At 67.6% G+C, this 16,257-nt stretch carries 14 protein-coding genes; 13 read left to right on the plus strand and 1 reads right to left on the minus strand.

All coding sequences use genetic code 11. The features are described from left to right. Nucleotides 1-291: 291 nt before the first annotated feature. The 13 genes from TsocGM_RS13885 (at nt 292) to TsocGM_RS13940 (ending at nt 15,030) form a co-directional block, all read left to right on the plus strand. Nucleotides 292-1,632 carry an ABC transporter ATP-binding protein gene (locus TsocGM_RS13885; protein ID WP_126726070.1) on the plus strand — a complete coding sequence of 447 codons (1,341 nt, stop codon included), beginning with the start codon at nt 292-294 and terminating at the stop codon, nt 1,630-1,632. A gap of 99 nt (nt 1,633-1,731) precedes the next feature. Beyond that, nucleotides 1,732-2,670, plus strand: a complete 939-nt coding sequence (locus TsocGM_RS13890; protein WP_158633553.1) for a sulfotransferase family protein — start codon at nt 1,732-1,734, stop codon at nt 2,668-2,670. 78 nt (nt 2,671-2,748) lie between these two features. After that, nucleotides 2,749-3,924, plus strand: a complete 1,176-nt coding sequence (locus tag TsocGM_RS13895) for an acylneuraminate cytidylyltransferase (RefSeq protein ID WP_126726072.1) — start codon at nt 2,749-2,751, stop codon at nt 3,922-3,924. After that, entirely contained in the window at nt 3,917-4,795 is an 879-nt protein-coding gene (locus tag TsocGM_RS13900) for an N-acetylneuraminate synthase family protein (protein ID WP_126726073.1), read from the plus strand. Before TsocGM_RS13895 ends, TsocGM_RS13900 begins: the two co-directional genes overlap by 8 nt. Then, nucleotides 4,788-5,636 (plus strand): hypothetical protein, encoded by an 849-nt coding sequence (locus tag TsocGM_RS26035; protein ID WP_158633554.1) that lies wholly within the window; start codon nt 4,788-4,790, stop codon nt 5,634-5,636. Before TsocGM_RS13900 ends, TsocGM_RS26035 begins: the two co-directional genes overlap by 8 nt. Further along, entirely contained in the window at nt 5,633-6,583 is a 951-nt protein-coding gene (locus tag TsocGM_RS26040; protein ID WP_158633555.1) for a glycosyltransferase, read from the plus strand. The genes TsocGM_RS26035 and TsocGM_RS26040 overlap by 4 nt, the downstream gene beginning before the upstream one ends. 346 nt (nt 6,584-6,929) lie before the next feature. Next, nucleotides 6,930-7,868 carry a glycosyltransferase gene (locus TsocGM_RS13910; RefSeq protein ID WP_126726074.1) on the plus strand — a complete coding sequence of 313 codons (939 nt, stop codon included), beginning with the start codon at nt 6,930-6,932 and terminating at the stop codon, nt 7,866-7,868. Between the two features lie 19 nt (nt 7,869-7,887). Beyond that, nucleotides 7,888-9,210 (plus strand): glycosyltransferase family 4 protein, encoded by a 1,323-nt coding sequence (locus TsocGM_RS13915; RefSeq protein ID WP_126726075.1) that lies wholly within the window; start codon nt 7,888-7,890, stop codon nt 9,208-9,210. 175 nt (nt 9,211-9,385) lie between these two features. Next, complete coding sequence (locus tag TsocGM_RS13920; protein WP_126726076.1) at nt 9,386-10,621, plus strand: hypothetical protein; 1,236 nt, start codon at nt 9,386-9,388, stop codon at nt 10,619-10,621. 53 nt (nt 10,622-10,674) lie between these two features. Continuing rightward, nucleotides 10,675-11,640: a hypothetical protein gene (locus tag TsocGM_RS13925; protein WP_126726077.1), complete on the plus strand. Its 966-nt coding sequence runs from the start codon at nt 10,675-10,677 to the stop codon at nt 11,638-11,640. A gap of 384 nt (nt 11,641-12,024) precedes the next feature. Then, on the plus strand, nt 12,025-12,948 hold the full coding sequence (locus TsocGM_RS13930) for a hypothetical protein (RefSeq protein ID WP_126726078.1): 924 nt from the start codon (nt 12,025-12,027) through the stop codon (nt 12,946-12,948). 68 nt (nt 12,949-13,016) lie between these two features. After that, nucleotides 13,017-14,459 (plus strand): S8 family serine peptidase, encoded by a 1,443-nt coding sequence (locus tag TsocGM_RS13935; protein ID WP_126726079.1) that lies wholly within the window; start codon nt 13,017-13,019, stop codon nt 14,457-14,459. A gap of 124 nt (nt 14,460-14,583) precedes the next feature. Beyond that, on the plus strand, nt 14,584-15,030 hold the full coding sequence (locus TsocGM_RS13940) for a hypothetical protein (protein WP_126726080.1): 447 nt from the start codon (nt 14,584-14,586) through the stop codon (nt 15,028-15,030). Between the two features lie 121 nt (nt 15,031-15,151). Here the strand turns inward: TsocGM_RS13940 and TsocGM_RS13945 are convergent, their stop codons facing one another. Beyond that, nucleotides 15,152-16,252 carry a hypothetical protein gene (locus TsocGM_RS13945; RefSeq protein WP_199756787.1) on the minus strand — a complete coding sequence of 367 codons (1,101 nt, stop codon included), beginning with the start codon at nt 16,250-16,252 and terminating at the stop codon, nt 15,152-15,154. Nucleotides 16,253-16,257: the final 5 nt, after the last annotated feature.

The raw sequence follows: 16,257 nt of genomic DNA on the forward strand, positions 1-16,257 counted from the left end.
GAGAACCGTCGAGCGATCTCAGGCGTTCCCGCCCTCCTCACTCCCGATCGGCCCCGGGCCCGCATCCCTCGGGGAACGCGGTCCCAGGCCGCGGGCCGGCCTGCTGGGGCACCGAATTCCCTCCGCCAGTGTCCCATCCTCGCACTCCGGCCCGTAACCCCTGCGAGTCGTTCCGCCCCCGGCGCCGGTGACCACCCTTGGGCCTCGCATGGCCCCCGCCACCCTCCCTCAGTTCGACGACGCTCCCGCCGAGACGCCTCGTTTGTTCCCCCGACGGAAGCCCTGATCACCATGGCCGACCCCGCGATCCTCGTCGAGAACCTGAGCAAGGTCTACCGCATCGGCTCCGCCGAAGAACGGCATGAGACCCTCTCCGGCGCCGCCCTCGGACTCCTCTCCGCCCCCTTGCGCAACCTTCATCGCCTCCGCTCCCTCGACGCCTCCCGATCCCTCCGACGCCCCAACCGCCCCACTCCCAACGAGCACTCCGACGACCTCCTCTGGGCCCTCCGCGACGTCTCCTTCCAGGTCCATCGCGGCGAGGTCCTCGGCGTCATCGGTCGCAACGGCGCCGGCAAAAGCACCCTCCTGAAAATCCTCTCCCGAGTCGCCTCCCCCTCCGCCGGTCGCGTCACCATGTTCGGCCGCGTCTCCTCCCTCCTGGAGGTCGGCACCGGCTTCCATCCCGAACTCACCGGCCGCGAGAACGTCTACCTCAACGGCACCATCCTCGGCATGCGCAAGGCCGAGATCGACCGCAAGTTCGACCAGATCGTCGACTTCTCCGGCGTCTCCCGCTTCCTCGACACCCCGGTCAAGCGCTACAGCTCCGGCATGAAGGTCCGGCTGGCCTTCGCCGTCGCCGCCCACCTCGAACCGGAAATCCTCATCGTCGACGAGGTCCTCGCCGTCGGCGACTACGAGTTCCAGCGCCGCTGCCTGGGGAAAATGGAGGACGTCGCTCGGGGAGGAGAGGGGAGGACGGTCCTCTTCGTCAGCCACAACATGGGGATGATGCGGTCGCTGTGCAATCGAGCGATTTGCTTAAGACAGGGAGAACTGGTTTTTGAGGGGGCAGTCGCGGACTGCATCGAATACTATGAAAACGCGAACGGAGCGTCACAGGATGTAGGAATTGTCCGTTTTGAGGAAGAAGAAACAAAATCGATCAATATACTTGAAGTCAAGCTAATTAACAGCACAGGCCGCTGTTGTACATCCATTGACCAGTTTGAACCGCTCGATGCTCGGATCACCTACCGTGTTCGAAGACCAGTCAGTGGAAGAAACCTCTCGATCGCCCTCTCTTACAAAGGGGAGCGAGTATTTGTGTCTTTTGATACAGACATGAATCCCGAGCGTCTCTCCAGCCGAACTCCGGGAGACTATGAGGACGTCGTGGCACTACCCACAAAGTTGCTCAAAGCCGGCCTTTTTTCGATCACGGTCACTACTGGAACCGTGAATGGCCACAACGTCACTGACATGCAACGCTTCGAGAACTGCCTAAGGTTTGAAATCCGAGAGACAGCAGACAGCACATTAAAGTCGTATTCCCCAACACGTCCAGGCTGCATTGCTGTCCGCCTTCCCTGGAGGTCCGGGTGCTCTGTAGAGAAGCGAACCGTTTGACGTCCTGACAACGCTTAGGCGAACTGATAAAACAACTTTATCTTTACAATGCAGCCAAATATCAATTCTACGATACAATTGATCTCCAGAGGACACAACATGTCACTCCCCACATTCATTGGAATCGGCGCCCCGAAATCAGGAAGCACATCCCTGTACCATTACCTCAGAGAACATCCAGACGTATTCATGAGCCCAAAAAAGGCAACCAATTTCTTTGCCTGGGCAGGCACGCCTCCGACATTCTGCGGGCCGGGCGATGATGACCGCGAGAATCGAGGCACCGTCCTCACTCTCGAAGAGTATCAGTCCATTTTCGACGCAGCGGGGGATGCCAAGGCCCGAGGAGAGGTTAGTCCAGTATATTTTCACATTCACGGAACCGCCGAGCGAATCAAACAAACCATACCCGACGTCAAACTCATCGTGTTGCTAAGAAATCCGGTCGAGGTTGCCTACTCCAGGTTCCTCCACGCACGCCGAGACGATTGCGAACCGTTCGAGAGTTTCGAGCAGGCGATCAAGGCCGAGGAGGAGCGCCGGCGTCTCGGCTGGGGACCGCTCTTTTGGTACATCGAGGGAGGCTTTTATTACAAACATCTTCGGCCCTACTTCGAGTTATTCGATCAATCTCAGATTAAAATAAAATTATACGAAGAATTCAAAACAGACACCATTGGGGTTATGCAAGACATATACAAATTTATAGGAGCCAACCCCAATTTCACTCCTAAAATCACCAAAAGATACAACGAATCGACTATTTATACACATACGTATTTGCAAAAATTCTTGCTTCTTAATCCGATACGGACGATTGGCCGGAGTATCATCCCTCCCGGCATCCGAATAACAATCAGAAACGCCCTGCTTCAAAAAAAAGCACGCAAGCCTTCCCTCCATCCTCGAACGCGCCGCCGTCTCATTGAAGTCTATCGAGACGACATTCGCCAGCTCTCTGATCTGATCGAACGAGATCTCTCTGCCTGGTATGATGAGCCGTCTTCATTTCGCTCGCATAGAAGGTCTGAGGCGTGAGACTCCTTCTTGAGGATCCGAGGGCCGACTTCGGCTGTTGAAACATCACCAATCATCGTTTTTATTGATGGACGTTCGATGTCGGACATCATCGCCGTCATCCCCGCCCGCGGAGGGTCCAAGGGCCTCCCGCGCAAGAACGTCCTGCCCGTGGCGGGCAAGCCGCTGCTGGGCTGGACGGTCGAGGCGGCGCGGGCCTCCCGTCTCGTCGGCCGGGTCGTCGTGTCGACCGACGACCCGGAGATTGCCGCCGTCGCCCTCCGCTTCGGGGCCGAGGTGGTCGACCGCCCGGCCGAGCTGAGCGGCGACTCGGCCTCCAGCGAGTCGGCCCTGCTGCACACGCTCGACGTCCTCCGCGGCCGCGAGGGGTATGAGCCCGACCTGCTCGCCTTCCTCCAGTGCACCTCGCCGCTGACGGCCCCGGAGGACATCGACGGCACCATCGAGGCGCTGGAGCGCCAGAGCGCCGACACCGCCCTGGCGGTCGTCCCCTTCCACTACTTCCTCTGGCGGCCCGACGGCACCGGCATCAACCACGACAAGGCCCGTCGCCCGCTCCGGCAGGAACGCGAGCCGCAGTTCCTCGAGGCCGGGGCCGTCTACGCGATGAAGGTTCCCGGGTTCCGCGCGGCGAAGCACCGGTTCTTCGGCAAGACGGCGCTCTACGAGATGCCCGCGGAGCGCCGCTGGGAAATCGACGACCCGGCCGACCTGGAAATCGCCGGCGCCCTGCTCCGCCGCCGAGAGGCGGCCGACCGGCAGGCTCGGCTGCCCGATCGGCTCGGCGCCCTGGTCTTCGACTTCGACGGGGTCTTCACCGACAACCGCGTCACCGTCCTGGACGAGGGCCGCGAAGCGGTCGTCTGCGACCGCTCCGACGGTCTGGGACTGGAGCGTCTCCGTCGGGCGGGCTGGCCCATGCTGGTCCTCTCCAAGGAGTCGCACCCGATCGTCTCCTCCCGCTGCGCCAAGTTGAAGCTGGAGTGCATCCAGGGGATCGACGAGAAGCTGCCGGTGCTTCTCCGCTGGCTGGAGTCTCGGGGCGTCTCGCCCGAGGAGGCCCTGTACCTGGGCAACGACGTCAATGACCTGCCCTGCCTGGGAGCCGTCGGCTGCCCGGTGGCCGTGGCCGACGCCTACCCGGAGGCGATCGAGGCCTCCCGGATTGTCCTCTCTCGGCCCGGGGGCCGCGGAGCCTTGCGGGAGCTCGCCGACCTGATCCTCAACCGCTACGGAACCCCCCACCATGCCTAGGACCATCGCGATCGGCGGCCGCCCCGTGGGTGAGGGCCATCCGGCCTACGTCATCGCCGAGATCGGCCTGAACCACAACGGCGACGTCAAGATCGCCAAGCAGCTCATCGACGCCGCCGCCCTGGCCGGCTGCGACGCCGTGAAGTTCCAGAAGCGCACTCCCGAACTGTGCGTCCCCCCCGAGCAGCGCGACATCCTCCGCGAGACGCCCTGGGGCGTCATGACCTACATGGAGTACCGCTACCGCGTCGAGTTCGGCGAGGACCAGTTCGCCGAGATCGACCGCTACTGCAAGGACAAGGGAATCGCCTGGTTCGCCTCCTGCTGGGACGAGCCTTCGGTCGACTTCATCGAGCGGTTCGACCCCCCGTGCTACAAGATGGCCTCGGCCAGCCTAACCGACGACGCTTTGTTCAAGCACACCGTCGCCACCGGCAAGCCGATCATCCTGTCGACCGGCATGTCGACCATGGAGGAGATCGAGCACGCCGTCTCCCTCTGCAACCCGGAGAAGCTGATCATCCTCCACGCCACCAGCACCTATCCGTGCAAGCCCGAAGAGCTGAACCTCCGGGTCATCCCCGTCTTGAAGGCGAAGTTCGACTGCCCGATCGGCTACTCCGGGCACGAGGTCGGTCTGCAGACCACCCTGGCGGCGGTGACGCTCGGCGCCTGCGTCGTCGAGCGGCACATCACCCTCGACCGCGCCATGTGGGGCAGCGACCAGGCCGCCTCGGTCGAGCCCTCAGGCTTCAGCCGACTGGTCCGCGACATCCGGGTGATCGAGGCCGCGATGGGGGACGGCATCAAGCGCGTCTACGACAGCGAGCTGCCGATCCGGAAGAAGCTACGGAGGGTCGGGAATGCTTAAGCCGGAGGCCAACACCCGAGAGGACGTCTTCCTGCTCGGATGTGGTCGGTCTGTACTCGATCTCTCCGACGCGGACCGGGCCGCCATCTCCCGATCGCGGTGCGTGCTGGCCCTGAACAAGTTCATCCTCTTCCACGACGTCGCTCGCATCACCCCGACGCACGTCTGGTTCACCGAGGATCACTGGCCTGGGCCTCGCGTCCTCCGAGACATTTTCGCCCACTGCCGGCGGAATCGGCTCGAGGGCCTGACCTTCATCATCACCCCCCAACCCCGCATCTTTCACGACCGAAGGCTCACGTATACTCGGGCTCGGCTCGGGTATACCTGGCGGAATGCCCTCGGGAGGAAGATGCTGGAGCCCTTCCTCCCTCCTCCTCGAAGCCGGCTGGAGCGCGTGGAGCGGCATTTCTGGCTCGACGGCGGCTCGTGGGCGACCGAGCCCGGCCAGCCGCTGTTCCACCTGAGGACCAGCTTCACCTGCGCCCTGAACTACCTGGCCGTGACGCATCCCGGGGCGCACATTCACCTCATCGGCACGGACTTCAACTCCGGAGGCTATTTCTTCGAGGAGCGGATGGCTCGCTTCCGAGGCCGATGGGACGACTGGACAACCTCGACCCAACGCGAGCAAGGGCGCCACTTCGCCACGATCCCTCACGAGGGCAAGACCGTCTTCGACGCGTTCCCCTACATGCGCGAGCAACTCGACCGAGCTGGCGTGCGCGTCTCCTGCCCCAACAAAGAGAGCGGCGTCGTGCGACAGGGCCTGGCCGACTACGAGCCAATCGTCCCGGCCGACGCTCCCGTCGGAGTCTCCCCCGGGGAGGCGAGCGGATGATCCCGCCCCCACCTCCCATCTCCTGCCTCCCGGACCCCGGCCCCCGACCACTCTGGTCGGTGATGATCCCTTGCTACGACGCCGACCCGACGTTTCTCGAAGCCACCTTGCGCTCCGTCCTGGACCAGGATCCCGGGCCGGAGCGCATGCAGATCGGGGTTGTCGAGGACGCCTCCCCCGGAGCCGATCGAACCGAGGCTCTTGTACGCAAACTCGCCCCCGATCGGGTCGAGTTCCACCGGAACGAAGCCAACCTGAGACTCGCCGGGAACTGGAACCGCTGCATCGAACTGGCCCGAGGCCGATGGATCCATCTCCTACATCAGGACGACCTCATCTCAGAGGGGTTCTATCGGCAACTGGAGCGGGCCGAACACGAGGCCCCCTCCTGCGGCGCGGCCTTCACCCGATTCAGCCTCATCGACGAGCTCGGCCACTGGATCGCGATCGAGGCGCTGGAGCGGCCCTCGCCCGGCGTCATCGAGGGATGGCTCGAGCGGCTCATCCTCCGGCAGCGGGTCCAGTGCCCTGCGATCGTCGTTCGACGCTCCACCTACGAGGCCCTCGGCGGCTTCCGGACCGATCTGGCGTTCGCCCTGGACTGGGAGATGTGGGTGCGGATTGCCGTCCACTTCCCGGTTTGGTACGAGCCAGCGATCCTGGCACACTTTCGACTCCACGGAGCGAGTGAGTCGGATCGACTGCAAGACGCTCATCGGACCGGCCTGGACGTCCTGAAGGCCCGCGAGATCGTCCAACGTTACGTTCCCCCGGAACTCGCGCCGGACGTGGCGAGAATCCTGATCGCCCAGCACCCCCACGATCCTCCGTCGACGACCAGGACCCTGAGAGGCCGTTCTCGAGCGATTGCTCGAGGGCTGACCCCTCCCGTCCTTTGGGAGCTCTTGCGCCGGCTCAAACGGGCGACGACTCAGTGTGTGGCTTGAGGCGAGCGCCCGGCCGGGTTGGATTCGGGCCCCTTGGAACGCATCGCGAACACCAACTCCTCCAATCCCTTCCTCCTCGATTAAAAACGCCCAGCCCCATCGAACCGTCCTGGCGAAGCACCGGGTTCCGACGGATCCCCTTCGGCCCCCCGCCGCCAACGGGCCGCCTGACCCCCTTGTTCCCTCCTTCTGATCCAAGAGGCCCCCGCACTGACAACTCGGTTTCCGAGTCGCCTTCGCGAGGTTGACCGTCCAACCGGAACGCGCCTGGACTCGACGGTCGAGCAGCACAGCCTTCGGAGGAGCAAGACGCGCGGCCCCCACACTCCGTTGACTGAGGACTCTTATGGACATCAGCGTTTGTATTTGCACCTGGAACAGGGCCGATCTGCTCGACCAGACCCTCCGAGGACTGGCCGCGATGTCGGTTCCCCCCGACCTGGAGTGGGAGCTACTGGTCGTTAACAACAACAGTTCCGACCACACGGACGAGGTGATCGCCCGCCACGAGGGCGTCCTGCCGCTCCGGAGGTTGTTCGAGCCGAAGCAGGGGCACTCCAACGCGAGGAACTGCGCCCTGGCCGCCGCCACAGGAGAGATCATCCTCTGGACAGACGACGACGTGCTGGTTGACCCCTCCTGGCTTGCCGAGGTCGCCGCCGCCGCCCGACGCTGGCCGGAGGCCTCGTACTTCGGCGGCCCGATCGAGCCCTGGTACGAGGAGGAGCCCCCCGCCTGGGTGCGAGATCACCTGCCGATGCTCATCGGGCCGCTCGTGGTGCTGGACTACGGGCCGGAGGTGCGTCCGATGACGCCCGGGGAGACCGCCTTCGGCGCGAACCTCGCCTTCCGAGCGAACGTCCTCAAGGGCCACTCGTTCGACCCCTCCCTCGGACGCAAGGGGACGTCGCTGATCGGCTATGACGAGTACGATCTGATGAACCGCCTGCGCCGCTCGGGTCATACCGGCGTCTGGGTCGGAACCGCTCGGGTGCGGCACTACATCCCCCGGCGTCGGATGTCGGAGCGGTTCGTGTGGGAGTGGTTCGTGGCCGACGGCCAGAGCCAGATCCGGATCGGCGCCCGGCAGATCGGCGGGAGGAGGGTCCTCGGCTTCCCCCCGCATCTGGTCCGACGCTACGCCCGATACCGGGCGAAGAGTTTATTGCGGTCCGGCCGCAAGGACGACGCCTGGATGACGTCCTTCATCGAGGCCGCCCGGACGCTCGGCTACCTCAAGGAGCTGCGGAGCGCCAGAGAACGCGTCCCGGCCCAGACGGCCTGAGGCCCTTGGGAGACACTGCATGCATCGCAGGTTGAGGATCGCCGTCTGGCACAACCTCCCGAGCGGCGGCGGCAAGCGAGCCCTGCACGACCACGTCCGAGGGCTGGTCGCCCGGGGGCACGAGCTCGAGGCGTGGTGCCCGGCGACGGCCGACACGACCTACCTGCCCCTCGCCGGGATGATCCCCGAGCACGTGGTGCCGTGCGAGCTGCCCCGGGTCCCGCGTCGGGGACGCTGGGGATGGACGACCGAGCCCTATCGCCAGGCCCTCGCCGAGGCCAGGGAGATCGACCGGGCGGCGGAGAAGGCCGCCGAGGAGATCCGCCGGGGGGGATTCGACCTGCTCTTCGCCGGCACTTGCCTCTCCCAGTTCGCCCCATCAATCGGCCGATTCGTGGACCTCCCTTCCGTTCTCTACCTCCAGGAGCCGAACCGAGACCTCTACGAGGCGCGCTTCCCCTCGGAGGACGGCCGTCGCCCGTGCTGGCTGGCGGTCCCCAACCCTCCCAAAAACCGGAGGATCGACCTGGCGATCGCGATGGCCGTGTACGACTACAACCGCCTGCGCGCCTTCCGCCATCGCGGTCTGGTCGAGCGTGCCAACGCGAAGGCCTTCGACACCATCCTGGTGAATTCCCTCTTCAGCCGAGAGAGCGTCGCCCGCTCCTACGACCTGGAGGCCCGCATCTGCTACCTCGGCATCGACACCGCCGCCTTCCGGCCGCTTGGGACGCCGAAGGAGCGGTTCATCATCGGCCTGGGGGGCCTCCACCCGGCGAAGCGCCCCGACATCGCCATCCGGGCCATCGGCACGATTGAGCCGACTCGTCGGCCCCCCTTGTTCTGGATTGGGAACATCGCCAAATCACAATTCGTCGACGAGCTGACCGCTCTGGCGTCCTCCCTGGGAGTCGATTTCCGACCGAGGGTGGGCGTGGCGCACGAGGAGCTGGTCGACTTGCTCGGCCGGGCCTCGGCAATGGTCTACGCTCCCCGGCTCGAGCCGTTCGGCTACGCCCCGCTGGAGGCCAACGCCTGCGGCACCCCGGTCGTCGCCGTCGCCGAGGGGGGGATCCGGGAGTCGCTCCGGGACGGGGTGAACGGGACCCTCCTGCTCGACCCCGACCCCGAGCCGATGGGGAAGGCCCTGCTCTCCTACGCGGACGACCTCGAACGCTCCTCCCGGGACGGCGCCCTCGCTCGTCGGGATGTCGAGCAGCGCTGGAGCCTCGACGCGGCGATCGACCGCCTCGAGGCCGAGTTGCTCCGCATCGTCTCCCGGGGCGGCTCGAAGGCGAGCTCGGCGGAGGCCGCCAGCGGAACGACCGCGACCCGAGACTGAGCCGCTCCCCGACGGCGCTCCCCGCGTCGCCTTGAAACGCAAGCGAGCCCCCCGTCGACCCGATCGATCGGCCAGATTCGTTCAATCCGAGTCTCCGGACCCGACGATAAATTTGGCAAGGTAGCCCCCTCCCGAGGAGAGAGCGGACCACCCCCCCGAATCCGGAGGGCCCGAGATGAGGACGAACCTCTGCCGAACTCGATCGTCGAGGGCCCTCCGAGCCGTCGCCGTGTTCGCCCTGGGAGCGACGGCCCCGGCCCTGTCGCCCCCCCCGGCGTTCGCCCGGCCGCCCGGGCAGGTTCCCGAGGCCCGCCAGCCATCGGGGGCCGGGGTCCCCTCCTCGGCGCCGGTCGAGGCCGAGACGGTCATCCGATACGAGGGAACGCCGGCCGCCGGCTCCCGGATCTCCGTCGGAATCGACGGCGAGCCGGTCCCGGGGACGACCTATCGCTGGGAGCAGATCGCCGGTCCCCCGGTCGTCTTGAACGACCCAGACGCCCCCAAGGTCCAACTCACGGTCCCGGCCGGGGCCGACGAGATCGTGCTCCGACTGGTCGTGGCCGACTCCCAGGGCCGATCACAGCAGGCCCGCGTGGTGATCCCGATCCGACCGTCCTTGGCGACCGATGCGACCGCCGAGGCCCCAATCCCGATGCCAGCCCTCCCCGAGGAGCCCGATGGGGTGCCGCCCGCCTCGCCGGCCCCGGCCCCGGGCCCGAGGGCCGATGCCGGGGACGATCAAATCGGGTTGGTGGGCCGTCGGATCACGCTCAATGGTTCCCGGAGCGGTCCGGGGCCGGGCCTGGCCTTCCGGTGGTTCCAGATGGCCGGCCCTCCGATCAGGGAAACGTCCCAGGAGGGCCCCTACTATTCGTTCGTCCCGACCGAGGCGGGGATCTACCGCTTCGGCCTCGTGGTGGCCCGGGAAGGGACGATCCTGGGGCCCGATGACGTGACCGTCGAGGTGGGAGAGCCGCCGGCGGCGTCGGGCTCGGCGATGCCGATGGCGGCCTGGGGGACGGGGATCGCCAGCGCCTCGCCGACGGCCCGGGTGGTCCTCGGCGGCGGGGCGGGGCCGCTCGGCGGCATGGTGACGGAGCGAGTGGCGGAGATCCTGGACGAGGTCGCCTTCCGCGTGGACCTCTATTCCACCTTCGCCGACCTGACGGCCGAGCTGATGCGGCGGATCGACGCCGTTGTGCCTCAGGATCCCCAGGTGCGGCAGCTCTGGGACCAGGCCGTCTTCGGGCCGATGTCCCGCCAGCTCGCCTCGGAGCTGTACGCCGCCGGGCTCGATCTGAGGCTCCCCCAGAGCTACCAGGAGCCGCTGTCCGCCTCCCAGAAGGAGCGGCTCCAGGCGATGCTCCGCGGCTTCTCCAGGGAATTCCGATGGCTGGCCCGGGCCCGATGACGACCGGAGGACGGCGTCCCCGGACTCGAACCCAAGGACGGGACGATCGACCGATGAATCAGATCCTGGAACGCATGCTCGCCGGGGCGTCGGCCGTGGCCCTCGGCGCGGCTCCGGCCCTCGGCCTGCCGACAGGTCAGGCGGCCCCCCGCCCAACGGATGGCCTCGGCATCGTCGTGGAAGCGGAGGCCCCAGGGCAAGACGGCGAGGTGGTCCCCGCCGGTCACTCCCCGACGGCATCTCCCTCCGCTCAACAGATGCAGGCCCCGCCCTCGGCGCCCCCGAAGCTCTCGACGGTCCCCCAGGCGGCCCCTCCCGTCGCCATCCCGCAGGCCCCCCCGGCAATGACCCAGGCCGTGCCGGCCTTCGTGCCGCAGATGGCGGTGCCGATGACCATGCCCCAGATGGGGATGGTGCCCGCCGTCGGCTACGCTCCCCAGGTGTCGGCGCCGATGTCAGCGAACTTCTTCCTCCCGCCGGCCCAGGTCCCGGCCTCCGGCGCGGGGATGATACCGATGACGACCGCTCCCATGCCCATGATGACCATGCCGATGATGGCGGTGCCAATGATGACCGCATCGCCCGCCGTGCTGGCTCCGGCCGCCCCCGCGATGGCGGCCGCCCCGGCCGCCGCCGCCCCGGCGGCCGGGGTCGCGGCGGTCACGAACCAGACCGTCGCGCTGTCCACCTCCGCCTCCCGAACCCGGGTCCGAGTCCGGGGGCCCGGCCTCATCGCCTCCTCCCTCGCCCGGCTCGGCGAACGGCTGACGGCCCTCGGACGGACCCGGATCGAGACGGTGCAGGAGACGGAATTCGCCTCCCCCCTGGTCCAGAACGCCGGGGGAGGACTGGCGACCTTCTCCACGACCTCGGCCGCGCCGATCCCCTCGCCTCCCCAGCAGTATGCGATCCCCACCGCGGCTCCCCCTCCCCAGGAGTATTGCCCTCCTCCTCCGGCAGTCCCCTCCCCCCAGGATCCCCCCCCGCACCGACACCTTTTCGGCAAGCATGCCCCCTGACCCGGCCGGGCCGGAAGGGAGCGGACGCATGGCCTCCCGATGGGGGGAGGGGCGGAATCGACCGCCCCTCCCCCCTCGTCGTTTCCCCGGCGGGACGATCCAACCTCAGCCGCTCCCCGCCCGTTCAACCAGGAATCCAGGGTGTATTTCCGAGTTGCGGGGATTGCACAACGGAAGGACCAGCGGCAAATTGCGCAAAGAGATTCACTGAACCCGTCGAGTTGTGTGATAGACTGGGTTTAATTTGGAACAGACGCGAAGGGACGCCCGAACTCGACTCACGCTCCGTCGTCCGCCGCTCGTTGAGGACATCTCGGGCGTTGCCCCGTCGCTCTCCGGGAGGCTCCGATCCTCTCCAACCCCTTGCCAGAGGATGGTGTTGCGATGATTCCTCCGCGAGCGAGCCTTGGCCCCGCGCTGCTTCTTTCGGCCTGCGTCCTGCTCGTCGGACCGGGGACCGCCCGGGCGAATCTCGGGCTGGGCTTCACCAAGTACTCGATGCATCACAAGCTTGGCAGCCTGGGGGTCCCGAGCGTCTCGACCTCGATCGTCGCCGTTACCCCGACGATGGCGATCGCTCCCTCGATGGGAGTGTCGACCTTCGTCCCCCAGGCCGTCCCCTACGTCTCGACCCATTCGATGTCCATCGCCTCCCCGATCATGGCGACCAGCCCGATGGTCCTGACGGCGCCGATGGCGGCCCCGGTGGCGATGGTGCCGATGGTCGGGGGATCGAGCGCGCAGGCGGGCTTGGCCAGCGCGCAGTCCGCTACCTCGGCGCTGGGAGCGGCAGCCGCCTCCTCTTACCCGATCGCCTCCTCTTACGTCTTGGTCCCGACGACGTTTGGCGGCTACCAGGGCGCCAGTTACGGCGGAGCGAACCCGCAGTTCATCGGCGTGGGAGACGTGATCTCCATCATCCGGTTGATTCGGGACATCGGCGGCGCCATCGGCGGGGGGGGCTCGGAGGGGACCCCGGCGCCGGGGGGGAACCAGGAGGTGACCATCCGGATCATCGTCGAGGTCCAGCAGCCAGGAGCGGCCTCCTCGGAGCCCTCCCCGAGCGATCCGGGCGCCAGCGCCGTTCAGCTCCAGGAGGGAGACCGCATCTCGGAGAGTCTTGGTGCCAGCACCGTGAGGATCGAGCGGAACGGCCAGACGCTCGAGGCCAGGAAGGATAATCCCGGCCTCCAGGTCGGGGATGTGATCGAGAAGGTCGGCGGCAAGGCCGGCGACGAGGTTCGGCTCTACACCGTCCGCCGAGGCGGCGACCGCGTCGACCTGAGGGCCGACGGGAGCGCCTCCTGACCGGAGGCGATCCGACGGCCAATCCCCCCTGAGCTGACACCGATCGACCTTCTCCCGGGAGTTTCATCATGGCCGCCCGGCGCAGAGACTCATCGAAGAAGTCCAATGCCCCGCGATCCGACGCTCTGGGGCCGATCTCCGCCCCCGAGACCTCCGAGGCCGACCCGGTCGGTCCGGGCCCGTACACGACGGGACGGTTCGTCGTTGTGCACCGCGACCCGACCTCCGAGGAGGGTCTGAACCGAATCGCCGACGCCGTCGGTCTGAGCGACGTCGCCAACTCGGCCGACTTCGAGGACGGCGCGGTCGACTTCGGCGACGTCGAAGGGGCCGATGGCATCCATTTCCGAGAGCTGGGCGTCTCGGTCTATCAAGGGGACCCCGGCCGGCTCCGAGCCCTGTCGTCCGTGGCGGGGGGAGACAGCCCGGTGGAGCTGGTCGTCCCCGAGCGCTTTCTGTTCATCGAGGCCGACCTTCCCCTCCTGCCCGACGTTGGCGGCCCCGTCTCGATCGACTACCTCCGAGGCTACCGAGACTCCCTCTCCGCGTTGATCGACCTCCTCTCCCGGAGAGAGGCCCCCGATCTGCCCCTCCCACCCGAGGCGGAGGAGCCCGCCGAGGCGGCCGAGCCTCAGGCCGCTTCCTATCGGGACACCGACCACGCGACCTGGGGCCTGCAGGCCATCCGGGTCCTCCGGCCCGATGGGACCCCGCTGACCCGGTTCTCGGGGAACGGAGTCCGCGTGGCGATCCTCGACACGGGGATTGATCCGACCCACCCTGATTTCTCGGGACGTCGCATCAACTCCCGATCGTTCGTGGCCGGCGAGCCGACGGTCCAGGACGTTCGAGGACACGGCACTCACGTCGCCGGCACCGCCTGCGGTCCTCGGCCCTACGGCGTGGCCCCCGGGGCGGAGCTGTTCGTCGGCAAGGTCTTCCCCGCCAACGGCGGGGCGCCCGATGCGAACATCCTGGCCGGCATCAACTGGGCGATCGCCAGCCGCTGCCAGGTCGCGAACCTGTCGCTGGGGCTCCAGGTCGGCGCCGCTCCTCCGGATCCGCTCTACGAGGAGGTCGGCCGCCGGTCGATGGACGCCGGCACCCTACTTGTGGCCGCCGCGGGGAACGACAGCAACCGCCCGTCGATCATCCTCCCGGTCGCCCGCCCGGCCAACAGCACGACGATCCTCGCCGTCGGCGCCGTCGACGCCCGGCTCAACATCGGCAGCTTCTCCAACCGAGGACTCGGCCCCCGGGGAGGCGAGGTCGACCTGGTCGCCCCCGGACTCGACATCTTCTCCAGCTACCCGGACCCCGTCCGCTTCCGACGGTTGCCCGGTACGAGCATGGCCGCCCCCCACGTCGTCGGCGTGGCCGCGCTCTATTCCGAGCTGAACAACGGGGTCGGCGGCCGACCGCTCTGGGACCTGCTGCTCGGCACGACCCGACGCCTGCGTCTCGGCCGCCTGGACGCCGGCGACGGCCTCGTCCAGGCGCCGCTCTCCTGATCCCTCGAAGGGAGTGGACGACCCGGCTCCCTTCGCCCTAGACTGGATCGGGGGAGATCATCCCCCGTCCCGCTCGACGGTCGAAGTCGAGGCCCGGGATCGGACGGGACGGAGGGGCTGCTCGATGGCCAGTCGCATCCGGAGGTACGGCTCGGCTCGCACCGAGCACGACGACGACGATCGGGGCAAGTCCTCCGCCGCCGCTCCCAAGGCCGGGCCCGACGCCTCCCCGATCCCCAGGGTCCGGACCTACGGCAGTCCGACGACCGGCCCGAACCCGATCGGACACTCCCCCGCTCCTGATCGCGGCGGCCCGTCGTCCGGCCCTCCGTCTGGGCCGGCTCCCGGAGCCGAGCAAGAGATCGTCGTGCTCTGCAGCCGGGGGACCCGAGGCCATGTCGAGCAGGTCGCCGACCGCCTCCGGGCCGTTGGCATGGCCGTCCCCGAGGGGGGCGTGCAGGAGATGCTCGGCATGATCACCGGCACGATCGACCCCTCCCGGATCGATCACATCCGGGCCGTCCCCGGCGTGGAGTTCGTCCGGCCGTCGCAAACCTACCGGACGCTCTGATCCCCGAGTCGCTCTCCCCGTCCGGCTCCGCTGCTCCGGCCTCCGGCCGTCCTCTTCCCGGGATGCCAGGAACGGTCGGGGGCGATCGGGCCGACGGCCTCGAGAGGGAACCCCGCCTCGATCACGGGATCGGTTCCTCCCCGTCTCGTTCCGAGGGCGTCTCGGAGGCTCCGCCCCCTGGCCCTTGATCCCGATCGGTCCCCGACGCGGTCCCCTTCGTTCCTGGGGCCTCGCTCCCCGATCCGAGTCCCTCCCCGGCCTCCAGCGACGCATAGAGGCGAGCCAGCTCGATCAGGAGCGGCTCGATCCGGGCGTAGTACGCCTCCTCCCCGAGCGTTTCCTTCTGGTCCCGCAAGGCCGCCAGCTCCTCCTCGATCGCATCCCGGCGGGCCCGGGAGGCGTCGGGCATGGAGCGCTCGCGGTCGCTGGGGATGAGGTGGAACTGGTGGGCGCGGATGCCGTCGGCGGCGGCGCCGTCGGCGGCTCGCCTGGTGGCGCGGACCCCTCGAAACCAGTCGGCGGGAGTGCCCCGGCCGTCGCCGTTGTCGTCGAGCAGGGCGTGTTCGGTGGCGAGCCTCGCGTCGGTGCGGTAGAACTCGGCCACGCGGCCGGAGGCGGTGAGAAACGCTTCGAGCAGGGACACCTGCTCGTCCTTGTCGAGATCGGCGTCCGGATCGGCGATCGCCTCGGAGAGCGGCCCGCCGAAGCGGGAGAAGTTCTGCTCGTCGCCGCTCCGAGTGGCGGTGATCACCACGCGGTCCTCCCCAGACAGCGCATTGATGAACGGCCCGCTCGACGAAGAGCAGTTGATCACCGCGAGCGGACGGGACACCGCTCCGAGCCATTCGGCCAGCTCGGCGGCGGTCACATCGGGACCTCGGAGGTTGAATTTGGCCGCTCGGCCGTCATAGGTACCGTGACCGATAAAAACGAGCCAGAGGGGGCCGCTCCCCGACGCGGAGGCGGCATCCAGCGCCTCGCGCAATCGGTCGCGGTCGGGCACCGCTCCCGGCTCGTCGTCGCCGATTCGGGAGGACCCGGCCCCTCCGGCCGAGGCGGCCTCGGCCCAGCGGTCGGCCCAGGAGCGGAACTGCTCGCCGTACTCGGGGGAACCCGGGGCGCCGACGACGACGAGCACGTCGGGGCGCGTCGGCTCGTCGTCGGCCGGAGCCGGGCCGAGTGCGATTCCCAGGGAGAAGGCCAGCAGAGCAGGGGGGATCATCGGTC

This window comes from Tautonia sociabilis, assembly GCF_003977685.1.
GTDB classification, from domain to species: Bacteria; Planctomycetota; Planctomycetia; order Isosphaerales; family Isosphaeraceae; genus Tautonia; species Tautonia sociabilis.